This is a genomic window from Parendozoicomonas sp. 2304DJ65-17 (assembly GCF_058148445.1).
In genome coordinates this window covers 239,927-262,640 of record NZ_JBYVJV010000007.1, presented here as the reverse complement: position 1 = coordinate 262,640, position 22,714 = coordinate 239,927, and the positions used below count along the sequence as shown (strand labels likewise).

19 protein-coding genes are annotated in these 22,714 nt (G+C 48.3%); 11 read left to right on the top strand and 8 right to left on the bottom strand.

Annotated features, from left to right (window positions below):
• Positions 1-24 precede the first annotated feature (24 nt).
• The 5 genes from ACY2RR_RS17970 to ACY2RR_RS17950 form a co-directional block, all read right to left on the bottom strand.
• Positions 25-978: a hypothetical protein gene (locus ACY2RR_RS17970; RefSeq protein WP_490109555.1), complete on the bottom strand. Its 954-nt coding sequence runs from the start codon at positions 976-978 to the stop codon at positions 25-27.
• A gap of 161 nt (positions 979-1,139) precedes the next feature.
• Positions 1,140-2,450 (bottom strand): lysine N(6)-hydroxylase/L-ornithine N(5)-oxygenase family protein, encoded by a 1,311-nt coding sequence (locus ACY2RR_RS17965; RefSeq protein WP_490109554.1) that lies wholly within the window; start codon positions 2,448-2,450, stop codon positions 1,140-1,142.
• A complete protein-coding gene (locus ACY2RR_RS17960) occupies positions 2,437-4,242 on the bottom strand; it encodes an IucA/IucC family protein (RefSeq protein ID WP_490109553.1) in 1,806 nt (601 codons plus the stop codon). The genes ACY2RR_RS17965 and ACY2RR_RS17960 overlap by 14 nt, the downstream gene beginning before the upstream one ends.
• Entirely contained in the window at positions 4,242-5,279 is a 1,038-nt protein-coding gene (locus ACY2RR_RS17955) for a GNAT family N-acetyltransferase (protein ID WP_490109552.1), read from the bottom strand. The genes ACY2RR_RS17960 and ACY2RR_RS17955 overlap by 1 nt, the downstream gene beginning before the upstream one ends.
• Positions 5,276-7,078, bottom strand: a complete 1,803-nt coding sequence (locus ACY2RR_RS17950) for an IucA/IucC family protein (protein WP_490109551.1) — start codon at positions 7,076-7,078, stop codon at positions 5,276-5,278. The genes ACY2RR_RS17955 and ACY2RR_RS17950 overlap by 4 nt, the downstream gene beginning before the upstream one ends.
• A gap of 106 nt (positions 7,079-7,184) precedes the next feature.
• Here ACY2RR_RS17950 and ACY2RR_RS17945 point away from each other — a divergent pair, with 106 nt between their 5' ends.
• The 7 genes from ACY2RR_RS17945 to ACY2RR_RS17915 all read left to right on the top strand — a co-directional run bounded on the left by ACY2RR_RS17945 (position 7,185) and on the right by ACY2RR_RS17915 (position 16,083).
• Positions 7,185-8,447 carry an MFS transporter gene (locus ACY2RR_RS17945; protein ID WP_490109550.1) on the top strand — a complete coding sequence of 421 codons (1,263 nt, stop codon included), beginning with the start codon at positions 7,185-7,187 and terminating at the stop codon, positions 8,445-8,447.
• The gene (locus ACY2RR_RS17940) at positions 8,447-8,848 is read left to right on the top strand and encodes a hypothetical protein (RefSeq protein WP_490109549.1); all 402 of its coding nucleotides are present in this window, start codon (positions 8,447-8,449) and stop codon (positions 8,846-8,848) included. The genes ACY2RR_RS17945 and ACY2RR_RS17940 overlap by 1 nt, the downstream gene beginning before the upstream one ends.
• A gap of 113 nt (positions 8,849-8,961) precedes the next feature.
• Entirely contained in the window at positions 8,962-9,798 is an 837-nt protein-coding gene (locus ACY2RR_RS17935; RefSeq protein WP_490109548.1) for an ABC transporter ATP-binding protein, read from the top strand.
• Positions 9,798-10,727 carry an iron-siderophore ABC transporter substrate-binding protein gene (locus ACY2RR_RS17930; protein WP_490109547.1) on the top strand — a complete coding sequence of 310 codons (930 nt, stop codon included), beginning with the start codon at positions 9,798-9,800 and terminating at the stop codon, positions 10,725-10,727. The genes ACY2RR_RS17935 and ACY2RR_RS17930 overlap by 1 nt, the downstream gene beginning before the upstream one ends.
• Positions 10,724-12,685: an iron ABC transporter permease gene (locus tag ACY2RR_RS17925; RefSeq protein WP_490109546.1), complete on the top strand. Its 1,962-nt coding sequence runs from the start codon at positions 10,724-10,726 to the stop codon at positions 12,683-12,685. The genes ACY2RR_RS17930 and ACY2RR_RS17925 overlap by 4 nt, the downstream gene beginning before the upstream one ends.
• A 138-nt stretch (positions 12,686-12,823) precedes the next feature.
• Positions 12,824-15,049, top strand: a complete 2,226-nt coding sequence (locus tag ACY2RR_RS17920; protein ID WP_490109545.1) for a TonB-dependent receptor — start codon at positions 12,824-12,826, stop codon at positions 15,047-15,049.
• A 149-nt stretch (positions 15,050-15,198) separates the two neighbouring features.
• Entirely contained in the window at positions 15,199-16,083 is an 885-nt protein-coding gene (locus ACY2RR_RS17915; RefSeq protein ID WP_490109544.1) for a DMT family transporter, read from the top strand.
• Here ACY2RR_RS17915 and ACY2RR_RS17910 read toward each other — a convergent pair.
• Entirely contained in the window at positions 16,074-16,898 is an 825-nt protein-coding gene (locus ACY2RR_RS17910) for an SDR family oxidoreductase (RefSeq protein ID WP_490109543.1), read from the bottom strand. The genes ACY2RR_RS17915 and ACY2RR_RS17910 overlap by 10 nt on opposite strands.
• A 24-nt stretch (positions 16,899-16,922) precedes the next feature.
• Positions 16,923-18,047, bottom strand: a complete 1,125-nt coding sequence (alr, locus tag ACY2RR_RS17905; RefSeq protein WP_490109542.1) for an alanine racemase — start codon at positions 18,045-18,047, stop codon at positions 16,923-16,925.
• 182 nt (positions 18,048-18,229) lie between these two features.
• On the opposite strand from alr, the gene lrp reads away from it, so the two are divergent.
• Positions 18,230-18,718, top strand: a complete 489-nt coding sequence (lrp, locus tag ACY2RR_RS17900; RefSeq protein ID WP_490109541.1) for a leucine-responsive transcriptional regulator Lrp — start codon at positions 18,230-18,232, stop codon at positions 18,716-18,718.
• 124 nt (positions 18,719-18,842) lie between these two features.
• On the opposite strand, the gene ACY2RR_RS17895 is transcribed toward lrp, so the two are convergent.
• Positions 18,843-19,184 (bottom strand): PilZ domain-containing protein, encoded by a 342-nt coding sequence (locus ACY2RR_RS17895; protein ID WP_490109540.1) that lies wholly within the window; start codon positions 19,182-19,184, stop codon positions 18,843-18,845.
• 399 nt (positions 19,185-19,583) lie between these two features.
• Here ACY2RR_RS17895 and ACY2RR_RS17890 point away from each other — a divergent pair, with 399 nt between their 5' ends.
• The 3 genes from ACY2RR_RS17890 to ACY2RR_RS17880 are packed head-to-tail and all read left to right on the top strand — an operon-like array spanning position 19,584 to position 22,712.
• Complete coding sequence (locus ACY2RR_RS17890; RefSeq protein WP_490109539.1) at positions 19,584-20,630, top strand: Leu/Phe/Val dehydrogenase; 1,047 nt, start codon at positions 19,584-19,586, stop codon at positions 20,628-20,630.
• A gap of 11 nt (positions 20,631-20,641) precedes the next feature.
• The gene (gene pdhA, locus ACY2RR_RS17885; protein WP_490109538.1) at positions 20,642-21,742 is read left to right on the top strand and encodes a pyruvate dehydrogenase (acetyl-transferring) E1 component subunit alpha; all 1,101 of its coding nucleotides are present in this window, start codon (positions 20,642-20,644) and stop codon (positions 21,740-21,742) included.
• A complete protein-coding gene (locus ACY2RR_RS17880; protein WP_490109537.1) occupies positions 21,735-22,712 on the top strand; it encodes an alpha-ketoacid dehydrogenase subunit beta in 978 nt (325 codons plus the stop codon). Before pdhA ends, ACY2RR_RS17880 begins: the two co-directional genes overlap by 8 nt.
• Positions 22,713-22,714 lie beyond the last annotated feature (2 nt).

Here is a 22,714-nt window from a genome sequence, read left to right as displayed (position 1 = left end):
ACCTTGTTTTCTCTGATGGTGGGATCAGGTGGGTTCCACTGTCAGGGTAACTGTATCGGTATAAGAACCAGATGGTTTGTTATCTATTTCTGCATCATTAATTCTGACCCTTACTCTGGCATTTGTACCGCCATTACAATTGATGTTGGTATGGGAGCCTGTGGACGTAACTGTTTGCCCTGGAGTGACTGTTTGGAAACCTTTCCCTGTTGCTCTCAGGCGAAGGATATAATTGATGGCATTGGAGCCATTCAGTAACCGGAACTGGTTGCCCTGGGCATTCGTACTGTCGGCACGCAACGTATAATCACCGCCACCCCAAACAAATACACAAAAGTGCCGGGTCTCTACATAAAATGTATCTGCGTTATTTCTGGAATCGACCAGAATATCCTGAAGTCCGCTGATCTTGGCAAGTTTTGGCAACTTTATCTCAAAGGGGATGCGGGAATGGAAAACACTACTGCCTTGCCCCATATCCATACTGAGAGAACCGCTGTAATTACCAGGCTGGGCAGCCTGAATCTCTGCCGCTGAAATAGTGACCCTGAGAGATGCTTTGGCATTGTCCTGTGAACAGTTCAGCGCTCCGGGAGTATCAGCTGTAAGCTGGCCAGTATTTACATTGGCGTAAGAACTGGTTGGATTACCGCGCCACTGCAGATTTAGCTCTGGGCCGCTGTTCCCGCCAATACGATAATTGCCATTACCCAGGTTTGTGGCATTGGACTCTGTCTGGAATTGTACGTCGTAAGACGTAGGTGTGTTGTTAAACTGGTTGTATGCGAAAGCGCAATAATCTTCTGTCACCTGCAATGTTTGAGTGCCAGAGCCGGTGAGCATATCTTCAGTGGGAATAATGGTGATGGTATCGAGGCTGCTGATTTCTGCGCAGGTATTGCCGTTGCACTCTAAAGCTGGTGCAGATAACGGAAGAATGGTGCCAATAAGGGAAACCAGCGCAACGTACTTCTTCATGCTGTTGTTATTTTTGTAGTTTGTGCCTGGGCATTATATGGCAAAGCTATGGGGATCTGGAAAGTTAAAAATCGTTACCGGTTTGAGGATTGTTAAGGCGAAAGGAAAACAGGGAAAGGAAACGGGAGCCTATTTTTATCAGGCTCCCGTCTTATTTGAGGTCAGGCTGCGTTTTGTGAAAGAGATGGTTTGTTTTGTTTTTCCCACTCAATCAGTCGACGACCGTGGCCAAGAGCGAAGTGCTCATAATCCAGTAAGTTGTTAATGATTTTCGCGGCACGCCATGCATTCAAGCTGAGTTGTGGTTCGGCAATGCCATGACTGTGCAGCCCTGCATTTACAGCGTAAATATTTCTGTTTGCCGGGCCATCCCACTGCACTTGGAAATTACTACCAAGCTGCAGGTTTCCTTCAGATAGATCAATATGTGGAAGCAGGGGCTCCAAATACTCCGGCAGTTTGTACTCAAAACCTGTACACAGGATGACGCAATCCGCCTCAATATGTTCACTGCCCTGCTGGAAGTTATTAGACAGTTCCAGCTGGTAACCATTGCCTGATTTGCTCATACCGCAAAGTGTTCTGTCAGGAAGAAGATTCCATGGTGGCATAGAGCCTTCCTCTACATAGGAACGATAGTAAAGCTCTTCATACATTTGGTTCAGGTAGGCGGGTGTTATACCGTCGCTGGCAAGCTTCTGACGATCAGTAATCGTTTTCTTTCTCGAGCTTTCAATGCCATGGAACGCTTCAACGTAAGCTGGAGTGAAAAACTGATTGGTGAACGGACTTTCATCCAATGGTTCAAAGTTTGAACGTCGAGATACCCAGACAGCTTCTGAAGGCGCGCCCCACAATCCATTCAGACTGTTCATAAACACTTCGGCACCGGTTTGCCCTCCACCGATAACAGCAACACGTTTGCCTGCCAGAGAAGGCTTCTGGTTGTTCAGGCTGGTGGCATGGAAGCAGTCTTCGCCAATAAATGGCAAAGTACATTCGGGCTGGTGGGGAACTTTGCCTGTACCGAGACAAAGGTTATTGGCGGTATAACTCTGGTCATCAGTTCTCAGTACAAAACAGCCGTTCTCAAATGACACTTCCCGAATACCGGAGTTGAACTGCAGGTTTTGCAAGCCGGCAGCAACCCATGACATATATTCAGTAAACTCCTGACGACTGATAACAAAGGACTCCAGTGACATAAAGTCATAGAAGCGCCCCTTGGAAACCAGAAAGTTTAAAAACGACCATGGGCTGGTAGGTGAAACCGGAGTGACCAGATCCTTCAGGCAGGAAGTCTGCATACGTGCACCGGGTAGCATTAGCCCAGGGTGCCAGCTGAACTGTTCCTTGTTATCAAAGAAAGCGGCATTGCATGTGGGAATGCCGTCCAGCAGGGCTGCCAGGCTCAGGTTGAATGGCCCTGCACCAATACCGGCGAGATCGAGTGGTCCTTCAAAGCGTGTCATTGTTCTTTTCCAGTGAGAGATAGAGAGGGTTGTTTAGCGGTGTGCCAAGTGCCGGCAAAGGGCGCTCAGCAGAATCGTCGTAACCTTGTTTGAAGCGCACTCTATGCAGGCAGATGCGTTCGATTTTTGGTGTGAACAAGTTGAAAAGAGTATGGCGCTCTTTCAACTCCGGAGTGCTCGCCATGTATTGCTGAAGAACAGAGCTGAGAATTCCGTAAAAGCGAGACTCGGAGAAATTCTGTTCAGCCAGAACTGTAGAGATAAAGCGTAATACCGTGACGAAATGGCCGGTTAACAGATCGTGAATTAGATACTTTTCTGGCAGTTTGCCCAGAGTATTTTTCACGTCGGTGGGTAAACCTTCCTGTTCGGGGTAATCGGTTTCAGTGAGGCGCAGGTCCCCCTGAAAATCTTTCAGAGCAACTCGTGCTGGCACCCAGTTTTTCAGTACCAGAGTGATGTTCTGACCATGGGCAACCAGGCCAACACCATAGCGGCATTGCAAGTGATAGAGAGGTACAACAACAGCATCAAACAGCTTTTCCAGCCACTCCTCTGTGGATAAACCTGAGAGGTGAATATATTCACAGATAAGAGGGTTTCCGTTGCCATCTTTCTGGAAAAGTGCAGACATTAGCAACGAACGTTCATCATCTTGCAGATGACTGACAACGCTTTCACGCCATATACATCCCAGCATTTCCTGAAAACGGTAAGGGCTGTTTTCTATCTGCTCATAGAGAGGATGTGGATAGAAAGCACCGGCTGGTTCCTGCAGGATAATTGCACGTCTCTGGCTCAATATTTCATCATTTGCAGCAAGGCCTGCCAGCCACTTGGAAACAATAGGGCCTGCAGTAATGTAACGACCGGGAATACCACGGTAGCAGGACGTATTCAGGATTGTTAACGGCAGCTTGATATGTGGCTGCTCAGGTCTTTCTGCATTGGCTAGAGTGCGTAGAGACTGCAGCGGTTGCATGAAGTCACCGAATGGCCCGAGATAAACAATATTCCGGTTGGCCAGTTCAGAAGCAAAATGAGCTGTCAGTTTGTTAAACCATTGCCATGGATGAACGGGAAGCAGAATGTACTGCTCTTGAGAGATATTCTCCTCAGCCAGCATCTTTTTAATGCGGGTTTGCTCTGAGTCGTTGAGTACTGCACTGAGCAGCACGCTCTCTTCACAGTCCGGAGATAATGCGAGTTGGCAATGGTTACGATCTAACGCCAGCCAAACCAGCTGAATACCGGATGAACTTTCCGTTGAGAACTGCTGATAATCTTCAAGCCCCCAGCCCATCCGACCTTTGTTGGCTGCAATCTTGGGGTGGCCATCCAGAAACGCCTGTAAACTGTCGTCCGGTAATTGAACCAGCTCTGATACAGTCAGGTTCTGTTTAGCAAATACCTGAACGTCTGCCATCAGTGTATTGGCCAGCTCTTCCAGAAGATTAGAAAGAGTGGCTGGTGAAGTTTCCAGCTCTTCACAGGCGTCGATATAAAACTGTCGCACACAACTCTGAACTAGTGCTGGGGAACGCTCAATACTGGAGGGTTCGACAACTGGCTGATCCCAGATATTACGCCACGCCCGAAAGCGGTAACTGGCACCGCTTTTCAGGTTCAGCTGCCATCGGTTGTCTGAAAGGATGGTTGGGGTGAACAACTCTTCCCAACACAGCTCTCCAATCGACTTTGCAAGCAATCTGCGATTAGCCTGCTCCCAGATGTCCGGGTTCGATGACGGTGGAACGGCCTGAATATGTTCAACAGAGGTACGGTTTGGCATTACAGGCGCACCTTCTGGAAGAACTCTTCACGACGACACTGAATCAGAGCAGCACGTTTATGAGGGAAATCGAATTCTTTTACAAAGAACCAGCCGCCCGGTTCCAGCAATTTCAGCAGGCGCTTGTTATCAGCTCTGGGCTCGCCGGCCAAAGTACGAGTACGAGGATCATCAAGGAACAGGAAGTGACTGAGCGCGCAGGTCCATGCTTTTGAGTAACGGGCACCCAGGAAGTTAGTGTTGCCAACAAGTACATGGCTGCCACGATCCCAGGGATCACATTCGTAATAAGGGCCAAGACGATCTTCCAGAACCCAGTACATTTCCAGATAGCCCATGGCTTCGCCGTTCAGACTTGCCAGTACCGGCCAGCTGTGACGATCTGCACGGAGGGTTTTAATATACTCCTTCAACTCTTCCTTACTTTTATCCAGCTCCCAGAACTCAGCGACTCGTGGTTGATTCATCCAATCATGAAAAATATCCAGATGCTTTTCCGGATCGAGGGTTTCAAAAGTGACAAGCAAGTCGCTGGCGATGTCGTAACGCTGGTAAAGGAGACCGCTTGGCTGCTCCTGACGTAGAGGGTGTCTGACACCTTTGTCGTTTGTCTCCCAGGTTTCTGTCACAGGATTGCGGTTACCTCGCCAGTGCCAGAGCAAACCATTTTGATAAAACGCTTCCCGATCGATAATTCCGACCCCTTCAGCATTCAATCGAGTAACAAGGCCGTCGGCCAGACAGTGCTGTTGGAGGTGGTTAACCAGGTCAGAGTTCAGGATCAGTTCGTCCAGAATCTGTGAACGGGAAAACAGGTAATCTGTGAGCGCAGCCAGAAGTACAGATGTCTCTGACGAAGGCTTGCTGCTTCCACGGGCAAGAGTGATTGTCAGCTGGGCAGAGGGCTCTGCTTTAGCAAGTTCAATGCACAGTCGATCTTCTTCACGGTGAGCTTCCAGCATATAGGTTGAAAGCAAGCCAAGAGTGACAGCGCCTGAATTGGCAACAGGTATGGTGAATTCAACATTTGCTCTCATTGTTCTTTCCTTTCCCTGATGCCAGGTTGTTCTTGAGATGTGAATTGTTTTTGAGAAGCCAAAAGCAGTGGATTCGCCATGGGGTGGTAAATCCCCAAAGGGTTGTCCAGCGTGTTTTCGTTCAGAGATTGCAGGCAGCAGAAGAAATTACCCTTGGAAAGCAACTCTTCGCTGTTCAGCATGTAATCTAGGCAGGAGGTGTCTCTTGGATTGTTCTGGATAAGCCTTTGCAGAAGTTGTTTTACATCTTCCAGCAGAAATGATTCTTCAATATCACCCGATGAAGCTAACGCTCCGGTTACACCAAAGGTGGTGTTGATAAGCAGGTAATAGGTGAAAAGTTTATTGCCAATATCCCCTTCAACACGGTGCTCGTTGTGCTCTTCATGCTTTGGTAAAACATCTGCCAGCAGCTTTTGAGCAACAGGGCTGAAACCTGTGCCCTGACAATCCCGGAACCAGACTCTAGTTGGGTAGCCAGTGGTTAAATCTATGAGAAGGTTTTGCTGGTGGGCACCAAACAGAAGACCATAGTCGGCCTGCCCAACCAAGAGAGGCTCAACAGTATTTTCCAGGAAAGCTTTGAACCACTCTCTGGCAACAACCGGGAATGTTCTCCCTTCACTGAGAGCAAGGCTTCGAATGCGATTCACCAGACGGCACTCGCCGTGTGGATTGTCCTGGGTAAGAGTTGCGAGTAGCTCAATGTGAGAAGAGTCCTGCTCACTGAATGGATTTTCTCTCAGCACAATCATGGTTTCCGGCATGGGGCTACCATCCTGGTCGCGTATTGCGCCATGTGCCGGTTCGTTGATGATGGAAAACTTTGGAAAACGCTGGTGAAACTCCTGCCCGGTTTCCGTTTCACCAAGGGCACGGTAAATCTCTTTGCCTCGCTCGACTTCTTTTGGCAGAAGGTGACGAACAGAGTTGGTGAGTTTCACGCTCAGGGAAAATTTCAGCATGAACGAAGCATGGGGAGCGTGGATCGCGCGCATGGAAGACGTGGCTCGCCAGTGAGTTCCGCTAACGCCCAGATCTTTGAGCTTTCCGTTTTCCAAAAGACTGGCAATCCAGGTGTTTTTCAGCCATTGCTGAGCCTGCCATGGGTGAGCCGGCAAAAGCGTGAAGCCTTCTGGAATCTGGTTCTGAAAAATAATTCCCAACCAGGAATCTTCATCAACAAGTTGTCGGGTTAGCTCAGCAAACGACTTTTGATGAACACTGTCGGCACACAGGTGACTGTTCTCAATGGCAAACCAGTGAAGAGCAAAGCTTTGGCCAAACTCAGGAGCAAATTGGCGAGTGTCTGAATCAACCATTCCTGTGCGGCTTTTGGGTACAGGATGAATGGAATGTCCTGCCAATAAAGCCTGTTCAGATTCGGCAAAGAATGTTGGCTGGTGGAACAGAGATTCAAGAACATCGCGCCGCTCACTCAGTGCCATCTGAGTGTTTCTAAGACTGTTATCAACTCGCTCAAGGAAATCGGCTGTGTCTTGTTCTGGAATATTCTTCTCTTCTGCAAGCATGCTGCAAACAAGTTCAACCGCTTTCAGAAAAGGTGTTCTGACAGAAGAGGAGTCCGGAAGTTGCTGCCAGATATCAAGATTGAACTGGTGGCGCCCGGCAATGCCCTGATGTTTGAAAGAGAGCATCAGTTGGCCTTCAGTCTCCCTCAAATGAATTAATACTGTGCCTTCGGGTGATAGTGTCCACCCGTCCCACTCTCGTAAGAGTGCGTTAAAAAAGCAGTTAGTAGCCAGCATCTCTGCTGCAGGACTGAAATGCGTCTGCACCGGTGCTCCCTGAATATGGAGAATTGTTATTTATTGGTAATGAGAATCGTTATCATTTAATATTATGCTCACGGTGTGAGCAGAATTTCAACAGGGACTGATAAAAATGAGAGATACTTCCAAGCTCTCTGGCCAATCACATACGCTGGCAATGATCATTGCCGTCGTACTTCAAGGTGCTGGACAAACGGCTCTACTCGCCTGCCTGCCGCTGTTGAATGAAGTGACAAAAGCGGGATATCCGCTGCTAACTGCTGCTCTTTCTGCAGGGATGGTGATGGTTCTGTTCACGGCTCCTTTCTGGGGAGCGAGGAGCGACAAGTTAGGGCGGCTGAACGTTATTCGTATTGCTCTTCTTGCTATTGCGGCCGGTAATATTCTTCTCGCGCTGGTTGTTCTTGCAGCGGAGGAAAGTTTGTTAAGCCCTCTTGTGGTTGTTGCCTTAATCTTTGCCTCCCGAATTGTTTATGGTGCGTTTGTTGGTGGGCTGTATCCATCCGTTCAGGCTCATATTCTGGATACAACCCCACATGCTCAACGTGCCAGAGCACTGAGCCGTGTATCAGCTGCAATAAACGTCGGTCGACTTCTTGGCCCTCTGGCTGGTCTTGTTGCTGTTCATTGGGGTGTCTCTGCGTTGTTGGTTGCTTTAGGTGTGGCACCGCTTTTGTTACTGATGGTGATGGGAGTGAAAGCTGGTAAAGCTGAGGAATCTTCAAAAGAAGAGGGGGCACCAAATATTCGTGAACCTCTCTGGCTGTTGTGCGGCCCTGTGTTTGTGATGGCTGTTTTTGTGACCGGAGTCTTTGGTGTTCTGCAGTTCAGCATCGGGCCAGTTCTGCAAACCCGTTTGCAATTGAGTTCTGTGGCAACAACAGAACAGCTGTCATCACTGATGATGGTAATGTCACTGATCACACTGGTTATGCACGTAATCTGCTCACGATTCATGGGGCGCCGACATTTAACCTTTCTCCGTGCTGGTGCGGCGGTTCTTCTTACTGGCTGTCTCGTGCTGGTTCAAACGGAATCCATGTGGGCAATATGGACTGGACTCTCCCTGGCAGCGGCTTCAGTCATGATGATGACACCAGCTTACACAGCACTTGCGGCAGAGCAGGTTAACCATGAACGCGGAAAGATGACTGGATTGTTGAGCATGATGCACAGCGGTGGTTATGCCATAGGTGGAATGGTGGCTGGAGCAGTTATGGTCTTTGGCATTGATATGGTGATGTTTGGCGCTCTTGTTTTAGCCTCCGTTCTCTTTTTAATCGCCACAATTGTTGTGGATGATTCCCCTATAAAAATAAATCCCGATTATAAAAACCCAGATTATAAAACCAAAGCTGCACCAGGAGTGAGTTGATGTCTCTGGAATCCTTGAATGAAGAACAGTCTATTCGTATGCAAGGTTGGCCACATGTTGAACTGGAATTTGTAAAACAGGCCAGTGATGCAGAAGCACAGCAATGGTTAGACGACATGGATGCCTTGCTTGAAAAAAAACAGCCATTCGTAATGTTGATTCATGCTCGCCCTAACAGCCAGTTTTCTCCAGAGGCTCGTAAAGCCATGGGCTTGTGGTTCAAGGAGCAGAGAGAAAACCTTGGTGTTTACTGTGCGGGTGTCGCACGTTTGGTAGACAGCATTGAGCATGGAGAACGTGTTGTCAGTGAGCGTATGAAAGCTGCTATGCCGTTTCCCATGATGGCAACACTTGATAGAAACGAAGCGAATCAATGGATGAGTGAACGACTCGTCTCTTAATTCTCGGAGCGTGTTTCAACAGGTTCTACAAAATGTTGTTTTTATAAATGCAAATCATTATCATTCGCGAGATTTTAATATAACAACACAAGAATCCTCCGGAAAAACAGCACATGACAGAGACAACATTTGTCACGAGACAATTGTCTTATATCGCAGAAAATCGCGCTGTGCTCGACGGTCTGGATATTTCTATTGAAGCTGGAAAGATAACAGGAATTATCGGGCCGAATGGTTCCGGTAAAAGCACACTGTTAAAACTGTTGTCAGGACAAGAGCTGCCCAGCAAAGGGCAGCTGCACATTCTCGATAAACCTTCATCTGACTGGAATCGCAAAGCATTAGCCCGTGAGCTGGCAATGTTGCCTCAATCATCACCTGTACCTTCAGGCATTACCGTCAGGGAATTGGTTGGCTGTGGGCGTTACCCCTGGGTTGGTTCTTTTGGTCGAATGACAGCAAAAGATCATGCTGCTGTTGATGAAGCGATTGAGAGAGCTGGTCTTGAAAAGCTTGCTGGCAGGGAGATGACTCAACTTTCTGGTGGAGAGCGTCAAAGAGCGTGGTTGGCTGTTGCTCTGGCGCAGGATACAAAAATCCTTCTGCTTGATGAGCCTACGTCCTGGCTGGATATTTCTCATCAGCTTAATCTGATTGAAACAGTTCAAACCCTGAATCGAGACAAAGGTGTCACGATTCTGTGGGTGCTTCACGATTTGAATCAGGCTGCGCAATACAGTGATGAGCTGGTGGTTCTGAAAGAAGGTAAGTTGGTAACTCAAGGCCCAGCAGAGCAGGTTGTTGATAAACAATTATTGCGGTCGGTCTTTAATGTTCACGCAGAAAAAGCCCAATGGAATGACGGTAATGAATCCCTTTGGGTACCTCAGTTAAATAAGCCAGTTAAAAATCATGGTGTGCAGTTGGAGATTCTGGAGGCGGCATCTTAATGATAGGCCGTTTGAAGTCTCTGATATTTGTTTCTTTATTCCTCTCACTCTCTTCATTGGTGAGTGCAGAGGCGTATTTGCACGACTATGGATCAATAGAGCTTGCCGCAGAGCCAGAGCGTATTGCTGCTTTGAACTGGACTCAGGCTGAGTTTCTTTTGAGTCTGGGTATTACCCCAGCAGGTGTAACCACCATCAAAGGCTATCGCTATTGGCAATCCAATAACCCGCCAATTCCTGATGGTGTTATTGAGCTTGGCCATCGTGCTGAACCCAGTATGGAAGAACTGTGGAGCCTGAAACCGGATCTTATTCTTGGTTATAACTGGCGCCACGGCCGTTTGTATGACCGTCTGGAAAATATTGCTCCTACTGCACTCTACAAACAATACCCGGATGCCGATGACTCCAGAAATTACCTTCAGCGTATGCGGGGCAATTATCTCCGTGTTGCCAAGCTCCTGAATCGAACAGATATGGCTGAACAACAACTTCAGGAACTGGATGTTGTGCTTGCTGAAAACCGCCGTCGTATAGAACAGGCTGGCCTATCTGGCTCCAAGGTAATGGTTGGCAAGTTTGTGGGCATGGGCCTTGGGCTAAGAACTTTTGGTGAAGGTTCTCTGGCTGGAGCGATTATTTCAGAGCTTGGTCTGGAAAACGCCTGGGTGAAAACTCTGCCGGGCAGAGACTTTTCCCATATCGATTTGATGCAGCTTCCCCTTGTGGGCGATGCCAGCTTTCTGCTGGTGGGGGACATTAAAGGCGAAGCGAGAACTATGACTACCTCTGCGGTTTGGCGGCAGATGCCTGCCGTTCAGGAAAACCGTGTTTATCGCACGCCACAGCTCTGGGGGTACGGTGGACCGCTTTCTGCCCGTCGCATGGTAGAAGAGTTTGTTGATCAGCTCACTGGAGAAGCCGGATGATTAGGGAAAATGCCTGGCCACCAGTCACAAGCTTTCTATTAATCGCGCTGCTAGCGGTGAGTGCGGTTGTTTCAGTACAGACCAGCAGCATCGCAGTTGATATCTCGACTCTTTGGTCTGACACAGGCGATATGCTTCAGCATCTGTTGCTGACAACATTATTAATTCCTCGCACAGCTATGGCACTTTTGTGTGGTGCCGGGTTAGGCATCGCGGGTGTGCTGATTCAGCAGGCTACGCGTAATAACTTTGCCAGCCCAGCAACGCTAGGTGTAAATGCTGGAGCCTTGTTAGCCACAGTAGTGGGAATGGTTGTTGTGCCCGGTGTTATGGCAACTGCTCCAATTGTTGTGGCTTTTGCGGGAGCCATGGCAACAACGCTTCTGGTGCTGAAACTCTCCCGAATGATCAGCGATTCTCCGGTCAATCTGGTACTGGTGGGTATGGCTATGACTCTGGCTCTTGGTTCTATCAGTGCCGGGCTGATGATGTTCTGGGAAAACAGCCTTGAAGGTTTGTATACCTGGGGCGCTGGAAATCTTTCTCAACATGATTTTTCCGGAGTGAATCGTGTCTGGCCTGTTCTTCTGGTTCTCAGTTTTGTCAGTTGGGCTTTAGGGCGCTCTCTGGATGTTGTTGAACTAGGGCAAAGCACAGCTCTTGGCCTGGGCATTAATGTGAATTTGATTGTGAATGGCTCGCTGGTCGTTGCCTTGATTTTGTCGTCTATGGTGGTGAGTGAAGTCGGCATGATCAGCTTTATCGGGCTGGTGGCTCCTCCGTTAACGCGCTTATTAGGTTTCCGCAGTGCTCGCTCTTTAATTCCTGCATCCGCAGTGACTGGTGCACTATTACTTCTTTGGGCCGACATTATGGCAAGACTGTTGTCTGGCCAGGATTACAGTTTGCCAGCAGGTGCCATGACCACCCTGATTGGCGCACCTTTTATGATCTTTATGCTGGCCAGAAATCGCCAGGGTAATGGTCGACTACCAGCAACTTCAGAAACCGGTATTCACCCGCTAGTAAAGCTGAAGCCGGTATTGGTTTTAACGGGTTTATCTTGCCTTGCTGGCGGAGTTGTTTTCTTTGCTCTCGGTGGATCTGGCTCTCTCGATTGGTGGGATCTGCGTGCACCAAGAGTCTTTGTAGCAGCTTTTGCAGGAATAATTCTTGGAATCTCTGGCCTTGTTCTGCAAACACTGCTGAAGAATCCATTGGCCAGCCCTGATGTTTCAGGTTTAACGACAACCGGTGTGTTGTTCGCAGTTATGGGAGTGGTCCTTGTTCCCGGAATTTCTTCCACGGGGCTTGTGGGACTGACTCTTGTCGGCAGCTGCTCTGCACTTTGTCTGTTGCTTGTTATTGGGCGGTTTACCGGATTTCAGCCTCAGCTGTTTGCTTTGACAGGTTTGTGCCTGTCGGCACTGGCAGGAACTCTTATCAATATTGTTCTGGTGCTGGGGAGTAACCAGTCTACAGAAGTACTAGTGTGGCTGAGTGGCTCTACTTATCACAGTAGCTTTGCTACAGCTGAATTACTTGGGCTGGCGGCAGTGGTTGGTTTGATAGTTACCGGCCTGTTCTGGAGACGGCTGGATATCGTCAACCTTGGTTCCTTATGGCCGGGTTTGCTGGGTGTAAAAACTGCGCCTGTGATGGTCTGTTTGCTGGGAACTGTGGCAATCATCTGTTCTCTTACTGTTTCAGTTGTTGGCGGAATCTCTTTTGTTGGATTGATGGCTCCACATATCTGTCGTTTATTCGGTTTAACCAGTCATCGCTTCCTGATACCAGCTGCCGCTTTAACCGGCACGATTCTGCTGGTTTTGGGTGATTACTTCTCTCGCACACTGATGTATCCGTTCGAGCTGCCAGCAGGGCTGGTGGTGTCGTGTATCGGTGGATTTTATTTCATCGTGCTTCTGGTCAGCGGCAAATATCTGCGCCGCAAATAGTTTTCAAAAATTAATAAAAACGTTTGATGAGCCAGCCCCGCAGGAAGCGGGACACAATAAAAATAAGGATTAGTTGAGAATGATAAGCAATAGCTTTGATTCAAAAAATAAAACCAAAAAACACACTGGAGTAGAACAATGAAAATACACCAGCTCACAACACCACCAAACCGGCTGGCTCTGGCAATTGGCGTAGCTCTCTACAGCGGCATTGCCTCTACAGCTGTTAATGCAGCACCAACAAAACTGGAAAACGTGGTTGTTACTGCAACCCGTGCGGAAGAAAGTGTTTCTTCTATTTCTGGTACGGTCCAGGTTATTGAAGGTGAAGAGCTTCAGGATCAGGTTGTTTCTGGCAAGAAACTGTCTGATATTCTAGAGAAGCTTGTACCGGGCATGGGCCCGAGCACTCAAACTGTTACCGACCGAACCCAAAGCATTCGTGGCCGTAAGGTTCTGGTTCTGATTGATGGCATTTCTCAGGCCGACAACCGTCAGATCAGTCGCCAGATGAGTACCATTCGCCCAGAAAACATTGAACGGGTTGAAGTTGTTTCTGGTGCCAGCGCTATTTATGGTGGCGGAGCAACCGGCGGTATTATCAATATCATCACCAAAAAGGCTAAAGAAGACGGTGTTAACTTCTCTTCTGAAGCCGGTATCAAAATCTCAGACAATGAGCTGAATGCGTATACTCTGAATCAAACTGTGAGTGGTCGTCAGGGTGCTTTTGATTTCTTTGTTAGCGGAACCTTTGAATCCCGTGACAGCATTTTTGATGCGGATGGTGACCGTGTAAACCCTGATCCTTCTCAGGTAAGTCGGAATGATACCGACACCAAAGATGCCCTGATCAAACTGGGTTTTGACTTCAACGATACTCAGCGTTTGGAAGCAACGTTGCAGACTTTCCGCGATGAGATGGATTCTGACTTTGCACCAAACTTCTCTTCTTTACCGACCGGTGTGATTGCTGATTCTCCTGAACCCCTGAAAGGTCTTGAGCTGAACGACCAGCCTTACACCAAGCGGGACTCCATCAGCCTTGCTTTCACCGATAGCGATTTTTACGGCAATGACCTGACTGTGCAGGGTTACTACCGTAAGCGTGAGGCTCGTTTCTTCCCTTATCCCAACGTGGTTGGAACAAGTGTTTTTGTAAACCAGTCCACATCAACGGCAGATGTTTATGGCATAAAATTTAATCTGGATAAGCAGCTGACAGACAGTCTGCGTATTTCCTATGGCCTTGATTATGATGTGGATAAAGGTGAGCAGCGTGGTCAGTTGCATGATCGTAATGCTTACCTTGCCAGCGGTGGTAGAGTTATTACGCCAACAGGTCCAAGTTATGAATATGGTCCGGATGTAAAAACCAAAACTCTCGGTTTGTATGTTCAGGGTGCCTACGATCTGAATGAAGACTGGACGCTGAATGCTGGCTGGCGCCATGAGCGTGCGAAAGTGGATATCAGCGATTACAACCCGCTGGCGGAAACCTGGTTGCTGACTGGTGCGGCTGAAGCTCTGCGTTCTCCATTGAAAGGGGATACCAGAAAGTATGATGACAACCTGTTCAACGTAGGTGTCGTTTACCATATCAATGATTCTCATGACCTGTTTGCCAACTACTCACAGGGCTTTGAAGTACCCGACGCTTCTCGTATTTTGAGAAACGCAGTATCTCCAACCAGCCCTCTGGCTGCTAACCCGTTGCTCAATGGCACTAATGTTTCTGAGGCCAATCTGGAAGCTATCAAGACTGATAGTTATGAGTTGGGCTGGAGGGGCGAGTTTGATGCTGCCCGGGCAACGGTTTCTGCGTTCTATAACGAATCAGATAAAACCATCAGTTTTAACGCTGAACATAACGTAGACCTGCTGGACCAGAAGAAAAAGGTTTACGGTATCGAAGCCTCTGCAGATTACTTTGTTGATGATAACTGGAGTGTGGGTGGCAGCTATGCCTTCACCGAAGGGCGCAGTTACTACAAGGAAATTGGTAAGTGGCTGGATCTTGAAGCAGCAGATGTTTCTCCAGAAAAGATCATGGCTCACGTAACCTATGAGCAGGAAGGTTTGAATGTTCGTCTGCAATCCACCACGTTTGCTGACTATAACAAAGGCAAAAGGCTGAACAGCAGTAATCAGATTCAGGATCGCGAAATCGACGGCTACACTGTTGTTGATCTGCTGGCGTCCTTTGAGCTGCCTGTCGGTGTTCTCAGTGCAGGTATTACCAATCTGACGAACAAAGACTATGAAACTGTTTACAGCCAATGGGCAAGAACCACTTACAGTGGTATCAGCGCCCACAAAGCTGAAGGCCGTGCGTACTCTCTAAGCTACCGCATTGAGTATTAATCTTTGTCTTCCGCCGGTGTAGTTATCGCTGCACCGGTTTTACTCTTTCCTTCATGCCTTCCTTTGCTCCTCGTGTTTGTGCGAGACTGCGATTTATTCAATCTATTTCTTCATCATCAAAGTAGTAACAACACGTGTACAAGGATGTTATGGAGCGGTTCTCGCACCTGAAAGCTGATCTGGTTCTTTTGCTTGTAACTATACTGGCTGCCTTTGGCTGGATCTTTTCTAAAGAAACCCTGACAGAATTTCCCCCATTGCTGTTCCTTGGTATCCGCTTTTTTACTGCCGGCCTGTTCCTGTTTATTACTCATCGTGGCAGCTGGAACACTCTGAGTAATCATCCTCTGAAAAAGCAGGTTTGGCAGCTGGGTGGCATTATGGCTGTAGCGTTGCTGTTCTGGATTCAAGGGCTGGCAAAAACAGAAAACCTTGGAGTTGGCTCTTTTATAACGAGCCTTGGTGTAGTGTTTGTTCCCCTTGTGGCATGGGTGATGTTTCGTGAGCCTATTGGGAGAAGTACACAGCTGGCAGTGCCTGTGGCTGTTTTGGGTTTGGGATTTTTGTCTCTGAATGGAGGCTTGAGCTCAGACCCTGGGCATATCTTCTTTCTGGTAGCGGCCTCTCTTTTCTCTGTTCAGTTCACTTTGATTTCTCGTATCGCGGCTAAGGTTCCGGCTATTCCGTTAACGGCAGCGCAACTGATGGTTGTTGGTATTGCCGGGTTTGCTGTGTCTGCACTGACTGAGAACTGGCCATCATCGGTCTCTACAGAAGTGTGGGGCTGGCTGCTGGCGAGTATTCTGTTTGCCACAAGCTTGCGGTTCTCTCTGCAGACTTATGGGCAAAGCCTTGCGCCGGTTAGTCATGCTGCTCTGATTATGATTCTGGAGCCTGTGTGGACAGCATTAGCGGCAGCTCTCTGGTTTGATGAAAGCATGGCTACGTTAGAGATCTTTGGATGCTTATTAATATTCAGCGCCCTGATTATCGGGCGCTGGAGTTTACTGGTTTCTAAGCGGGCTCATAGCTGATCCAGCTGGAACTTCTTAGCCAGAATTTTGTGCACAAGTTTCCTTGGTAACCAACGAGCAAGAAACGGTAAAGAGCCACTGCCGTTTCCGTAGCGAACAAGCCTGGGGTTCTTGCCACTGTTAACCGCTTTGACGATTGCCTCTGCCATTCCTTCAGCGGATGACGGATTATCCTGTGAGGCGCCAGCCCGAGCGAGAATGGCTTTTTCTATCGATCGGTACAGGGAGTTTTCTGAAAGAATGCTTAGGTTCTTAGTAGCAGTACTGCCAAAGCTGGAGCGAATTGCACCAGGCTGTACATCAATTACATGAATGCCAAATGGCAGAAGTTCCATTCTCAGAGCTTCAGTCAGAGTGCTGAATGCGGCTTTAGAGGCACAATACATTCCTGAGAATGGTGTGGTCAGAATACCTGAAACACTGGTGATATTAACGATGGCACCACTTTTCTGCGCCACCATAGCTGGAGTCACTTCCTGAATAAGCGCAACGGGAGCAAAAGTATTGGTTTCGAATTGTTGCCTGAGGGATGACTCCGGGCTTTCTGCAATTGGCCCCATAGCGCCATAACCGGCATTGTTTATCAGAACATCAATTCGGCCATCTTCCTGAAGTATCTTTTCAACAGTAGCCTTACGACTCTCTGTGTTGGTGACATCCAGTGCAATGGTTTGAATACCACCGTCTTTTAAATCAGAAATAGCGTCTGGATTTCGGGCTGTTGCCCAGACTTTGTAACCGGCATTCTGAAATGCCTGAGCAAGAACTCGGCCGATACCTGTAGAACAACCGGTAATGAGAACAGTCTTCGGCATACAGGGCTCACTTATTCTAATAATTTATGCTGTGGCTATGGTAACAGGCTGCTCTGATTCTTCTACGGCTTTGGCTTCGCCCAGATAATGAATCGGTACTCTTTTAATGTTGCAGAATAACTCATAAGAAATTGTACCTGCATGGTGGGCAACTTCTGTCGCTGGTAGACCATTCCCCCATAGGGTAACAGTGTCGCCAATCTTGGTATTGGGAAGATGAGTGAGATCAATGGTCATCATATCCATGGAAATCCGACCGAGAACTCTTGTTCTCTGCCCATTTACCAGCACTGGACTGCCGCTGGGAGCGTGGCGCGGATAACCGTCGGCATAGCCCATGGCAACCACGCCCACAGTGCAGGGATGATCCGTTACGTAAGTTTGTCCATATCCGATAGGAACTCCTGCGCCGAGCTTACGAATGGCAAAAATCTGTGAAGTTAGCTCCATCACAGGTTTTAGCTGATCGGCCAGTTTGTGTGGAGTAGTGAAAGGTGATGAGCCATAGAGCAGTAGCCCTGGTCTTACCCAATCACCGTGAGCTTCTGGCCAGTGAAGAATACCGGCTGAGTTACAGGAACAGGTTTCTTCACTCTTACCTGCAATGGTTTTGGCAAAAAGGGCAATCTGTTCTGGAGTGGCAGATTTTTCTGGTTCATCGGCACAGGAAAAGTGGGTCATAAGAACAATGCGATTAACCGCACTGCACCCTTTGAGCTGCTTGTAAGCACTGGGAAACTCTTCTGAAAGAAACCCTATTCGGTGCATTCCTGTGTCGATCTTCAGAAAAATATTGAAAGGTCTTCCCTTCCAACGTTTCAGAATATCAACTTGTTCCTGCTGCTGGATAACTGCAGACAGATCGTAGTGCTCCATAAGAGGCAGCTCATCGGCACCATAAAAACCCTCGAGTAGAAGAATGGGGCTTTTAATGCCAGCTTCACGCAAAACAACTGCTTCTTCGATGCAGGCAACAGCAAGGCTGTCTACCTTCTGTTCTTCGAGCATCTGAGCAACCGGGACAGAACCATGGCCATAGGCATCCGCTTTGATAACCCCAATCACTTTTGTGCCTGTAAGGGTACGGGCAAAGTGCAGATTATGTCTCAAAGCGGATAAATTTATGGTGGCCTTGGTCGGGCGGCTCATCTTATGGGTGACTCCAGTCCGTGAAGCATGAAACAATATGCCTCTTTTACCATGATCATGCTCAGTGGGAAATGCGAAGCTTCACATCTTCGTAAACAGAGTGTCATGGTTTCTGCAACTCTGCACTATTATGGATAGCTGTCGTTCCCAGGGCAGCCCAACATATCGTTGATTGTCGTATCATGAGAAATCGGAAAGAAGTCACCCGGCAGCTTGATCGGATTGACCGTAATATTCTACGAATTCTGCAAGAGCAGGGTCGTATATCTTATGTTGATCTGGCCGACAAGGTAGGCCTGAGCACGACGCCGTGTATGGAAAGGGTTAAGCGCCTTGAGCGTGAAGGTGTCATTCTGGGCTACAGTGCCAGGTTGAACCCTGAGTTCCTGGAAGCTGGTCTGCTGGTGTTTGTTGAAATCAGTCTGGAAACCAAGTCTCCAGATATTTTTGATGAATTCCGCAAAGCTGTTATCAGCCTGCCGAATGTTCAGGAGTGTCATCTGGTATCCGGTAACTTCGATTACCTGATCAAGGCTCGTATTTCTGAGATGGCTTCTTATCGTAAACTGCTTGGGGATATTCTGCTACGTATGCCGGGTGTTCGTGAATCCAAGAGTTACATTGTAATGGAAGAGGTCAAGGAGACCATGAACCTTCCTATTGCTGAGTAACCGGTAAGAACGGAATACGTTTGTATTCCTGCAGGGTTAGGGGAACGTACTGAAAACCTGCATAACGGCACAGCACGTTCCTCGCATTAAGAATGTAATCTATCGCTCGCTCTTTCTCTAATAATCAAAAATCGCGAATAAAGTAATTCAGAGCAACCTGATCCTGATCAGATATGGTTTTGATATGAAAACCTGCACCAAAATCTTTGGTGAAGCTTGAGGGTTGGCACCACATACATTCTGCAGCAAGCTCAATAGAACGGGTGCTGTCTATTTCTGGCAGTTCCAGAGTCAGGTTAATCACCTCTTTGGGTTGCACCTTAGATGGAGACAACAACATAAAGCCCTCTTTGGAAATATCAAAAATACGTCCGAGAGGCATACCGCTTTGTGTCTGGAAGACATTCGCCGTGCAGGAAAGTCGCTTACGCGTATGACGGCGTTGTTCGGTTGGGGTGTCGGTCATAATTTCTCTTTATGCAAGAGCCGCACATGGCTTTTGTTATTTTCTTTATCGTTAGAGAATAACCACAGGATGACGACAGTACAAATTTGACTGTTTCGTGGCCTCTGGTAACCCATGCGTTTCCACATTTACTACAAGATTTTCACCAAAACTACGGTTTGGGGCAGATTAAACCCTCAACAGCCACTACAGCTTACTGCGTTCTTTCTTATTCAATAAAACCGGCCATGACAGTTTTGTGATGGTTTTCATAAAAGCAGATGACAAAAAAATATTTATAAAAATCGGTAAAGAGCGAGCAGATATTGTGACTAAACTTTAGGGATATGCAGTGTGTGGGGAGGCAAACTGTTACCACAGTGACCCTCCAATAATAAAAGCCAGCGGAGGGATCCCGCTATGTTTGCCGAGATGAAAAATACACGGACGAGTGAGCTGCACCTCTGGTCCGATGAGGACACAGGCCTTCAAGCCGTAATTGCCATTCACGATGCTAGCAGAGGTCCCGCACTTGGGGGCTGTCGATTGTTTTCCTACAAAAGTTCCGATGAAGCCATTCGAGATGCTATTCGCCTAGCTCAGGGAATGAGTTATAAGGCTGCACTTGCTGGTGTGGAGCAGGGCGGAGGGAAGGCAGTGATTATGGCTCCACGGGAAATACACGACCGTGAAGCATTGTTTAAAGCCTTTGGCCGTTTTGTTCATAGTCTCGGTGGGCGTTATATCACTGCCATGGATGTTGGCACCCACACTCAAGATATGGATACCATTGCCAGCATTACACCCCATGTTTCCTGCACTTCTCAAACCGGTGATCCTGCGCCATACACTGCACTTGGTGTTTTCAACAGTATCAAAGCGGCGCTGGATGCAAGCCCTGAGCTTTCTGGTGACATCGCCAATAAACGTATTGCTGTTCAGGGATTGGGTAAGGTCGGTTTTGCTTTGTGTGAAATGCTGAGTAATGCCGGAGTTGAACTGATTGTCAGTGATATAGACCCAGCTAAAGTGACTCAATGTGAGGCATTATTCTCTGCTCGCTCGGTGCCTCCCTCGTCCATCTTATCTGTGGACTGCGATATCTTCAGCCCTTGCGGTATGGGCGGAATACTGCAAACAGATACGGTGAAAGAACTTAGCTGCCACGCTGTTGTCGGGTCTGCTAATAACCAGCTTGCCACTCCAGAGGCAGGCTTAGCTCTCCATCGTCAGGGCATTCTCTATGCACCAGATTTTCTGGTGAATGCTGGTGGCCTGATTCACGCTTCTCTCTCCCACCGCGGAAAGCCCGCTCAGGAAATCAATGAGCGTATCAATGGAATTGGAGAAACTCTCGCCAAAATATTCCAGAGGCACCGAACCAGTGGTGAACCCGTCAGCCTGATTGCAGACCGTATGGCGGAAACTGCACTCTATGGCCCAACACCACTGCAACGCAGCGCATAAAGGAGAGCATCATGCCTACAACACTGGACGGAGGTGGTCTGTTCAGGGTTCATAGCGGTGATGTTCCTTTTGTTCGCTATTTGAGTCCTGAAGGCCAACCCACACAAACTTTGCCCCACTGGGCAGAAGACGGGCAACAGCTGGTGGCATATTACAAAGCCATGGTGAAAGCCCGTGAAGCCGACCGAAAAGCCATTGCCATGCAACGGACCGGACAGATGGGAACTTACCCTTCCTGTCTTGGGCAGGAAGCGCCGGGCGTTGTGTATGGATCATTAATGAAATCGGAAGATGTTCTGGTTCCTTATTACCGGGATCTTCCCGGGCAACTCTTACGAGGCGTAGAACTCTCGGATATTTATTTGTATTGGGGCGGTGATGAGCGGGGAAGTGCCGGAGCTGGTTACGGACAGGATATGCCCAACTGTGTGCCTATCGCGACCCAAGCTGGCCATGCGGTTGGTATCGCTTCCGCATTTCGTATTCGGGATGAACATCGGGTTGTGGTAACGACCTGCGGTGATGGCGCGACATCCAAAGGAGATTTCCTTGAAGCCTTGAACCTTGCTGGAGTCTGGCAGCTGCCAGTTGTATTTTTGGTTGTGAATAATCAGTGGGCGATTTCCGTTCCCCGCCATGCCCAGTGTGGTGGTGTCACTCTTGCACAAAAAGGGGCTGGTGCCGGACTTCCCTGCGTTCAGGTTGATGGCAATGATGTGATTGCTTTGCACGAAGTTATTGGTTCGGCCATTGAGCGTGCCCGAGCAGGTAAAGGCGCTGTTGTGATTGAAGCCGTCACTTATCGTTTGTGTGATCACACAACAGCAGATGATGCCACTCGTTACCGCGAAAATGATGAAGTGCATAAAGCCTGGGAAGAGGAACCGGTCAAACGGTTACAGGTATTTCTTCATGAACGAGGGTTATGGACTCCAGAGCAGGAGCAAACCCTTCAGAAACAAATCAGCCAGGATATCCACAGGGCAGTAGAAACTTATCAAGCTACACCCTTACCGCCAGTGTCCGAGCTGTTTGATTATCACTATGCTGAAACTCCAATAGGGCTGCGACAGCAGATGGAAGAAATGCAGGGAGGGCTGAATCATGAGTGATGATAAGAAAACTCTGGTAGAAGCCGTGAACCTTGCTCTCGACCATGCATTAGCAGACGACAAAGATGTTGTGCTTCTGGGAGAAGATGTTGGCACCAATGGTGGAGTGTTTCGGGCCACACAGGATTTAAAACAGAAGTATGGTTTGAAACGGGTAATGGATACTCCGCTGGCAGAAACATTAATTGCCGGTATGACCGTTGGCATGGCGACACAGGGTTTAAAACCTGTGGCTGAAATTCAGTTTATGGGGTTTATCTTCGCCTGTATGGAGCAGCTGGTGGGGCATGCCGCCCGCATGCGGAACAGAACTCGTGGTCGTTTAACCTGCCCAATGGTTGTTCGTGCTCCTTTTGGCGGAGGTATTCATGCTCCTGAGCACCATTCAGAAAGTACGGAAGCACTGTTTGCTCATATTCCGGGGCTGCGAGTTGTGATTCCTTCATCGCCAGTCAGAGCTTACGGTTTACTTCGTTCGGCTATCGATGATCCTGATCCTGTGTTGTTCCTTGAGCCCAAACGTATTTATCGGGTGCAGAAGCAAACACTCCCGGAAGCAGGTAGTCGTTTGCCTCTGGATACCTGTTTCACTTTGAGAGAAGGAAGTGATTTAACGCTGGTTACTTGGGGAGCCTGTGTGCGGGAATGCCAGGAAGCTGCCAGAAATCTTGCGAAACAGGGAACAAGTGTCGAGTTGATTGATGTCGCAACAATCAAGCCTCTGGATATGGATACCATTCTGGCATCCGTACGAAAAACAGGCCGCTGTGTCATTGTTCATGAAGCAGCTCGGAGTTTTGGTGTTGGGGCAGAAATTGCGGTGAGGGTTTCAACGGAACTGTTTCATGAGTTGCGAGCACCGGTGCAACGAGTAGCTGGTTATGACATCACAATGCCTTACTACCGGATGGAAGAGCATTACCTTCCAGAGGCAGAACGTATAACCAAAGCTTGTATAGCAACATTATGAGT

Coding starts and splice junctions, on each gene's coding strand:
- ACY2RR_RS17880 (WP_490109537.1), top strand. CDS start 21,735: ATGAGTGATGATAAGAAAACTCTGGTAGAAGCCGTGAACCTTGCTCTC.
- lrp (WP_490109541.1), top strand. CDS start 18,230: ATGAGAAATCGGAAAGAAGTCACCCGGCAGCTTGATCGGATTGACCGT.
- ACY2RR_RS17925 (WP_490109546.1), top strand. CDS start 10,724: ATGATTAGGGAAAATGCCTGGCCACCAGTCACAAGCTTTCTATTAATC.
- ACY2RR_RS17935 (WP_490109548.1), top strand. CDS start 8,962: ATGACAGAGACAACATTTGTCACGAGACAATTGTCTTATATCGCAGAA.
- ACY2RR_RS17945 (WP_490109550.1), top strand. CDS start 7,185: ATGAGAGATACTTCCAAGCTCTCTGGCCAATCACATACGCTGGCAATG.
- ACY2RR_RS17965 (WP_490109554.1), bottom strand. CDS start 2,450: ATGACACGCTTTGAAGGACCACTCGATCTCGCCGGTATTGGTGCAGGG.
- pdhA (WP_490109538.1), top strand. CDS start 20,642: ATGCCTACAACACTGGACGGAGGTGGTCTGTTCAGGGTTCATAGCGGT.
- ACY2RR_RS17895 (WP_490109540.1), bottom strand. CDS start 19,184: ATGACCGACACCCCAACCGAACAACGCCGTCATACGCGTAAGCGACTT.
- ACY2RR_RS17930 (WP_490109547.1), top strand. CDS start 9,798: ATGATAGGCCGTTTGAAGTCTCTGATATTTGTTTCTTTATTCCTCTCA.
- ACY2RR_RS17960 (WP_490109553.1), bottom strand. CDS start 4,242: ATGCCAAACCGTACCTCTGTTGAACATATTCAGGCCGTTCCACCGTCA.
- ACY2RR_RS17940 (WP_490109549.1), top strand. CDS start 8,447: ATGTCTCTGGAATCCTTGAATGAAGAACAGTCTATTCGTATGCAAGGT.
- ACY2RR_RS17890 (WP_490109539.1), top strand. CDS start 19,584: ATGTTTGCCGAGATGAAAAATACACGGACGAGTGAGCTGCACCTCTGG.
- ACY2RR_RS17955 (WP_490109552.1), bottom strand. CDS start 5,279: ATGAGAGCAAATGTTGAATTCACCATACCTGTTGCCAATTCAGGCGCT.
- ACY2RR_RS17920 (WP_490109545.1), top strand. CDS start 12,824: ATGAAAATACACCAGCTCACAACACCACCAAACCGGCTGGCTCTGGCA.
- ACY2RR_RS17970 (WP_490109555.1), bottom strand. CDS start 978: ATGAAGAAGTACGTTGCGCTGGTTTCCCTTATTGGCACCATTCTTCCG.
- ACY2RR_RS17910 (WP_490109543.1), bottom strand. CDS start 16,898: ATGCCGAAGACTGTTCTCATTACCGGTTGTTCTACAGGTATCGGCCGA.
- ACY2RR_RS17915 (WP_490109544.1), top strand. CDS start 15,199: ATGGAGCGGTTCTCGCACCTGAAAGCTGATCTGGTTCTTTTGCTTGTA.
- alr (WP_490109542.1), bottom strand. CDS start 18,047: ATGAGCCGCCCGACCAAGGCCACCATAAATTTATCCGCTTTGAGACAT.